This window comes from Vibrio sp. 10N.239.311.G01 (assembly GCF_041465805.1).
Taxonomy (GTDB): domain Bacteria; phylum Pseudomonadota; class Gammaproteobacteria; order Enterobacterales; family Vibrionaceae; genus Vibrio; species Vibrio crassostreae_C.
Genome location: NZ_JBFSRM010000054.1, coordinates 1 through 6,245, shown reverse-complemented (window position 1 = coordinate 6,245; position 6,245 = coordinate 1). Strand labels below are relative to the sequence as shown.

Genomic DNA, 6,245 nt, shown 5'->3' with positions numbered 1-6,245 from the left:
CCGATAGTACCAACGTTTACGTGCGGTTTCGTACGTTCAAATTTTTCTTTAGACATGGGGTGTCCCTCTAGGTACGGATTAGGTGGCTTAAAATAAGACCACGCAACCAAAAAAAATGGTTTTCTTTATTAAAGGAGAAGAAGCTTTAGACTGGTGCTAATACCCAGAGTCGAACTGGGGACCTCACCCTTACCAAGGGTGCGCTCTACCGACTGAGCTATATCAGCACACAAAATGAGTTGGAGCGTGCAGCGGGAATCGAACCCGCATCATCAGCTTGGAAGGCTGAGGTAATAGCCATTATACGATGCACGCAACACGTAACTCTGTTTGAGCTATTTAACCTTTAGAATATGGTGGAGAGGGACGGATTCGAACCATCGAAGGCAGTGCCAACAGATTTACAGTCTGCTCCCTTTGGCCACTCGGGAACCTCTCCAAATTTTGAGCTTTCTCTCGCTTGCCTTATAGGAAGGGAGAAAGTGGTGCCGACTACCGGAATCGAACTGGTGACCTACTGATTACAAGTCAGTTGCTCTACCTACTGAGCTAAGTCGGCACAAGTGGGGCGCATTTTATTGAATGATTTTCCACCTTGCAATAGTAAATTGAAAAAAAGTGCAAAATTCTCTGACCAAACTCCTACATACGGCTATTTAGCTCAAGGTTTACGTCTTTAACCCGCATCTAGTACAGGAAGATATTTTATTTATCTATCGCTTGATGTATTTTCCATGCACTTGTTTTGTTATCCACTATAGAGTTTTGTATGAGCCCATTTATGTCATTTGACCGCGAACGTTGGTCTGAGCTAAGGAATTTAGTTCCGATGACACTTTCTGAGAGCGACTTAAAAGAGCTTCAAGGCATCAATGAAAAGCTCACAATGGAAGAGGCAGTAGAGATCTATCTACCGCTATCTCGTCTATTGAACCTCTATGTGGCAGCCAGACAGAATAGAAACTCGGTACTCCACCAATTTCTAGATAAGAAAGAGAAAGCGCCACCTTTTATCATCGGTATTGCGGGTAGCGTAGCTGTTGGCAAAAGTACCACTGCGCGTCTGCTTAAAGCCCTACTCTCTCGCTGGGAAAACCACCCAAAAGTTGAACTAGTGACAACCGATGGCTTTTTATATCCAAACGAGGTGTTAGAAGAGAAAGGGTTGATGAGCAAAAAGGGCTTTCCTGAATCTTACGATATCAAGCGTTTAGTGAACTTTGTTTCGGATGTAAAAGCTTGCAAGAGAAATGTCACAGCCCCTGTTTACTCGCATCTTACGTACAATATTACTGATGACGTTAAGTGCGTCGACCTACCAGATGTGCTTATTATTGAAGGGCTTAATGTTTTACAAACCGGAATGAATTATCCACACGAGCCACATCGCGTGTTTATTTCAGACTTCCTTGATTTCTCACTCTATGTTGACGCTGATAGCCAACAAATCAAAGAATGGTACGTCAATCGCTTTATGAAATTCCGCGATGGCGCGTTTACTAAGCCTGGCTCTTACTTTAGTCATTACACTAAATTATCGAACCAAGCCGCATTGGACAAAGCAGAAGGTATCTGGAGTTCAATTAATGGCTTGAACCTTGAACAAAATATCCTTCCGACAAGAGAAAGGGCTCACCTGATTCTACGTAAAGGCGCAGATCATATGGTTGAAGAAGTGTTACTAAGAAAATAGTAACGCCTTAGTCGCCTTTTCTTAGCGATATCTCGCCACCAATATAGCTCTCGACACCATTCTCAGTTTTGAGCAATACAGCACCTTGTTCATCGATGCCTTGAACAACACCTTCAATTTCTCTAGGTCCAATGATCAATCTAACATTGCGACCTAAGAAATTATCCAAGCGGTTCCAACGCTCTAAAAAATTGGACATTCCTTTCAACTCGTAGTCGACAAGTGACTTATCCCAAGCATTGATCAGAGCCTGCGCTAACTGGTTACGGTCTGGCACCTTCCCATCACACACTTCTTTAAGGGAAGTCCATGGCTGGCCAATACCTGATGTTGTTGGATCCATGGATAGGTTTAGCCCTAAACCAATCACAATATGCGCAGCGCCGCCAGACTGTCCTGACAGCTCGACCAAGATACCTGCAAGCTTCTTGTCATTGTGGTAAAGGTCGTTCGGCCATTTAAGCTTTACACCTTCTACGCCCATCTCTTCCAAAGCTTCAACAACAGCTACACCAACCACAAGGCTTAAGCCCATTGCGGCAGCCATCCCCGCGTCGAGTCTCCAATACATTGAAAGATAGAGGTTTGCACCAAATGGTGATACCCACTCTCGTCCACGGCGTCCACGACCCGCAGCTTGATATTCAGCAATACAGACAGAACCCGATTCGAGGGTGTTAGTGCGCTCTAATAGGTGTTGGTTTGTAGAACCTATGATGGGAATGAGTTCAAGAGAAGCATCGCGACTAACTGCAGACAATTTGTCTTGGTCAAGCATATCCAAACGACTGGCTAGTTTGTAACCCTTGCCTTGTACTCGGTAGATATCTAAACCCCACTCTTGAATACCTTTAATGTGCTTACTGATAGCCGCTCGTGATACGCCAATCATTTCACCTAGGTCTTCACCTGAATGAAACTCACCGTCAGAAAGACATCTCAATAGTGCAAGCTTGGTACTGTGCTCTCTCATGCCAATGACTCCAAAGCCTTATCCAAGTTTGTCTCGCAGTCTCGTCCCATAAAGCGCACTTCATGTTCCAATCGAATATCGAATTTATTCAAAACGGAATGGCGCACTCGCTCTGCAAGCTTAAGGATATCCACAGCAGAAGCCTCATCATAATTGATAATAACCAATGCTTGGTTGGGGTGAACCTGAGCGCCACCTTCTGTCACACCCTTGAACTGGCATTGATCAATCAGCCAGCCAGCAGCAACTTTGATCATGTCATTACTCTCATAACCAACCATATTTGGATATAGAGCTAACAAGCGATCAAAATGATCTTTGGTGATCACAGGGTTTTTGAAGAAGCTACCCGCATTCCCTTGTACTCTAGGGTCTGGCAGCTTACTTGAACGGATAGCACACACTTCATCAAATATAGTGCGAGGGGAGAGCGTATCGGCTGCTAGGCTTTTTAACGGGCCATAGTGATTGCATGGCTCCCACTCTTTCGGCAACGTTAAACCAATCGCAACAACAATCGCTTTATCGTAGAGAGCGTGTTTGAAAATAGAATCTCGGTAACCAAAGAGACACTCTTCTTTGCTTAATCGCTTAACTGTATAAGTATCCAGACACAGGATATCGACATACTCGCATACGTCTTGTAGCTCAACACCATACGCACCAATATTCTGAATCGGAGCAGAGCCGGAACAGCCGGGTATCATTGCTAGGTTTTCTAGACCACCCAGCCCTTTATCCACACTCCACTCAACCAAGCTTGGCCAATCCTCGCCACCACTCACATGCAGTAGGTGATGACTGTCCGTCTCGGCCAGCTCAATCCCGGCTAATTTATTCACGATGACCAGGCCAGCGAAGTGCTCAGTAAAAAGCATATTACTGCCCTTACCCAGTATTAACTTAGGCAAAGCTGACCATTTAGGGTCTTTGTAAAGCGAAATAAGTTCTTCGGTAGTGGTGACTTCAACCAACGCATCACACGTCTGATCGATGGAAAAAGTATGAACATTTTTTAAACTAGCATTGAGATGGAATTGCATGGCGATATTCAATTAACTTACACTGCGGTCATTCTACAGCAGATAAACCAATGGCGCAGTGACTGAATGAACAATGTCATCATTACTCAATTAGACCCAGTAAAGGTTCCCCTAATTAAACGTTTCTATAAAGAACATTACCCAACGGGAAAAGCGAATAAGAGTGAACTGATCTATTCGTTATTGCTGAATAACGAACTGTGCGGTGTCGTGCGTTTTCGTACAATAGAAAATAATCGCTTACTTACCGGTATGGCGATATCAAAACAACATCGTGGTCAGCAATTAGGCTCCCAGCTTATGGATTATTGTGCGCAACATACGCTTACGGAAGATGATTACTGCTTTGCGTACGCTCATCTCACCAATTTTTACGCGCGACACAAATTCGTACAAGTAGACCCTAAAGATCTACCAAATGGTTTAAGAGTTTTATACGAGCGCTATTCGAATAGCGGAAAAGATCTCATTCCTATGCATTATCAGCAAAATTGTTAGAGAATGCCTCGATTATCTAGTATTTGGTGCTATCCCTTTGGTAAAATTAAAGGTTCGCAATTTTGCATATTTTTAAGGTAAAACAGTCAATATGATTGCCAGTAGGAATCCATTCATACAGTTGCCAACCATAGCGCAGAATCCTGACAAGTTTGAAGTACTACTATCAGCGCAAGAGTTTCGAACTCGCCTACTTGATGAAATATCTCGCGCAACGACTCGTATTAGTTTAGTCGCTTTGTATCTTGAAGATGATGAGGCTGGCCGTGAGATCCTAACTGCCTTATATGAAGCAAAGCAAAAGAATCCAGAATTAGACGTGAGCGTTTGTGTCGATTGGCACCGGGCGCAGCGTGGATTGATTGGCGCAGAGTCTTCTGAAGGCAATGCAGCCATGTATAAAGAGTTCGCAGAGAAATATCAACATTCTGTGCCTGTCTATGGCATTCCCGTTCGCGGCAAAGAAGTCTTTGGCGTATTGCACTTAAAAGGCTTTATCGTCGATGATAGCGTGATATACAGCGGTGCAAGCCTTAACAATATCTATCTGAATTACCATGACCGCTATCGCTTTGATCGTTACCATGTTTTAAACAATGCAGCTCTTGCTGACTCAATGTTTGCCTACGTACACGAACAGATGGTTGCGGACAGCGCTGTTTATGACCTGGCTGATAAGAACAAGCCTGCGACCAAAGAACTGAAACCAGCGATTCGTCAGTTTCGAGCATCATTGGCAAGGTCTCAGTATCAATTCGAAGGGCAAGAGGTTTCAGCAGAGCAAGTGGCTGTAACACCATTGGTTGGTATCGGTAAAAGACGTAACCGTCTGAATCAGGGAATCAACCAACTCGTCGCTCAAGCTAAAGATGAAATCTTCATCTGCACACCTTACTTCAACTTCCCACCTAGCCTAGCTAAAGAAGTGAAGAAAGCACTTAAGCGTGGCGTAAAGGTCAGCATTGTTGTTGGTGATAAGACAGCGAATGATTTCTTTATCTCACCAGAAGAAGAGTTTAAAACGATTGGTGGTTTGCCATACCTTTACGAACTGAACTTACGCCGTTTCGCTAAAGCGAATGAAGCTCATATTGCTAGCCGTAATCTATCAATTCGACTTTGGCAACACGATTCCAATAGCTTCCACCTAAAGGGCATTTGGGTAGATAAGCGCTACATGCTACTAACAGGTAATAATCTAAATCCACGCGCATGGAAGTTGGATCTAGAGAACGGTATCTTTATCCAAGATAACTACCATCACCTAACAGACAAGTTTCAGGCTGAAGTGGATAACATCCTTCAACACACTCAGCTTATCTGTACTTATAAGCAGTTAGACAAGGTAGAGAGCTACCCGATGGAAGTTCAGAAGTTGATTCGTAAGATCACTCGTGTGAAAGCCGATAGGGTGCTTAAGCAAATACTGTAGTCGATGTATTAGAGACACTATTTATCAACGCCTAGCAAACGCTAGGCGTTTTTGTATCTACGAGATAGCTATTTAGGTTTGTTTGATGGTCTTTCGAATCAACATCTCTATTTATGCACAGTGAGTGTGATAGCTTGAAGTGTTAAGCATCCTACCTTTTCCTTAGTCAGTCTCAGGGTTCCAGATACGTGTATCAGGTATGGTTTAGATAGCAGCTAAACGAGTACCAATACGAACATAATCGACAATTACCCTTTACGTATTCAAGCAATAAAGTCTCACTCCTTAGGGCGAAGTACGTACGCGATAGAGAATTTCACATAGTAAAACAATCAGATTAGTGCTCTGCTCTATTTAGCTTAAGAGTTAGAAGTGACCACCTATATTCCCAAGCAGCACCTCCCGATATATAGAGAAGTACTTCATAGCTAGCGATAAGGATCTACTACTAAAACCCAAAACACATACGCAGGAAACGACGAAAGCCTAGTCGTCAGACTAGGCTTTCTGATATGTGCCGGAATAGCATGAAGTGCAGGGGCTCGGTGTCTTTATACCAATTAAAGTAAAAATGTGATCTAATTAAGATTGATGAATTATTGTGAA

The 6,245-nt window shown here is 43.4% G+C and carries 5 protein-coding genes and 4 tRNA genes; 3 read left to right on the top strand and 6 right to left on the bottom strand.

Going from position 1 to position 6,245, the window contains the following annotated elements; translation table 11 throughout:
• Positions 1-151: 151 nt before the first annotated feature.
• The 4 genes from AB6D06_RS22190 to AB6D06_RS22175 all read right to left on the bottom strand — a co-directional run bounded on the left by AB6D06_RS22190 (position 152) and on the right by AB6D06_RS22175 (position 559).
• Positions 152-227, bottom strand: a tRNA-Thr gene (locus AB6D06_RS22190).
• 13 nt (positions 228-240) lie between these two features.
• Positions 241-315, bottom strand: a tRNA-Gly gene (locus AB6D06_RS22185).
• A gap of 39 nt (positions 316-354) precedes the next feature.
• Positions 355-439: transfer RNA gene (locus AB6D06_RS22180), tRNA-Tyr, on the bottom strand.
• 44 nt (positions 440-483) lie between these two features.
• Positions 484-559, bottom strand: a tRNA-Thr gene (locus tag AB6D06_RS22175).
• Positions 560-769: 210 nt separating this feature from the next.
• Here AB6D06_RS22175 and coaA point away from each other — a divergent pair.
• Complete coding sequence (gene coaA, locus AB6D06_RS22170; RefSeq protein WP_017066910.1) at positions 770-1,693, top strand: type I pantothenate kinase; 924 nt, start codon at positions 770-772, stop codon at positions 1,691-1,693.
• Positions 1,694-1,700: 7 nt separating this feature from the next.
• Here coaA and birA read toward each other — a convergent pair whose 3' ends face one another.
• On the bottom strand, positions 1,701-2,666 hold the full coding sequence (birA, locus tag AB6D06_RS22165) for a bifunctional biotin--[acetyl-CoA-carboxylase] ligase/biotin operon repressor BirA (RefSeq protein ID WP_372101469.1): 966 nt from the start codon (positions 2,664-2,666) through the stop codon (positions 1,701-1,703).
• A complete protein-coding gene (gene murB, locus AB6D06_RS22160) occupies positions 2,663-3,709 on the bottom strand; it encodes a UDP-N-acetylmuramate dehydrogenase (protein WP_372101468.1) in 1,047 nt (348 codons plus the stop codon). Before murB ends, birA begins: the two co-directional genes overlap by 4 nt.
• Positions 3,710-3,775: 66 nt before the next feature.
• Here murB and AB6D06_RS22155 point away from each other — a divergent pair, with 66 nt between their 5' ends.
• Both AB6D06_RS22155 and pssA read left to right on the top strand, forming a co-directional pair.
• Positions 3,776-4,207, top strand: a complete 432-nt coding sequence (locus tag AB6D06_RS22155; protein WP_372101466.1) for a GNAT family N-acetyltransferase — start codon at positions 3,776-3,778, stop codon at positions 4,205-4,207.
• Positions 4,208-4,298: 91 nt separating this feature from the next.
• Positions 4,299-5,639, top strand: a complete 1,341-nt coding sequence (pssA, locus tag AB6D06_RS22150; protein ID WP_029235079.1) for a CDP-diacylglycerol--serine O-phosphatidyltransferase — start codon at positions 4,299-4,301, stop codon at positions 5,637-5,639.
• Positions 5,640-6,245: the final 606 nt, after the last annotated feature.

What these genes read in the sequence shown, in the direction of transcription:
- birA (WP_372101469.1), bottom strand. Translation starts at nt 2,666, where the DNA reads ATGAGAGAGCACAGTACCAAGCTTGCACTATTGAGATGTCTTTCTGAC.
- murB (WP_372101468.1), bottom strand. Translation starts at nt 3,709, where the DNA reads ATGCAATTCCATCTCAATGCTAGTTTAAAAAATGTTCATACTTTTTCC.
- pssA (WP_029235079.1), top strand. Translation starts at nt 4,299, where the DNA reads ATGATTGCCAGTAGGAATCCATTCATACAGTTGCCAACCATAGCGCAG.
- AB6D06_RS22155 (WP_372101466.1), top strand. Translation starts at nt 3,776, where the DNA reads ATGAACAATGTCATCATTACTCAATTAGACCCAGTAAAGGTTCCCCTA.
- coaA (WP_017066910.1), top strand. Translation starts at nt 770, where the DNA reads ATGAGCCCATTTATGTCATTTGACCGCGAACGTTGGTCTGAGCTAAGG.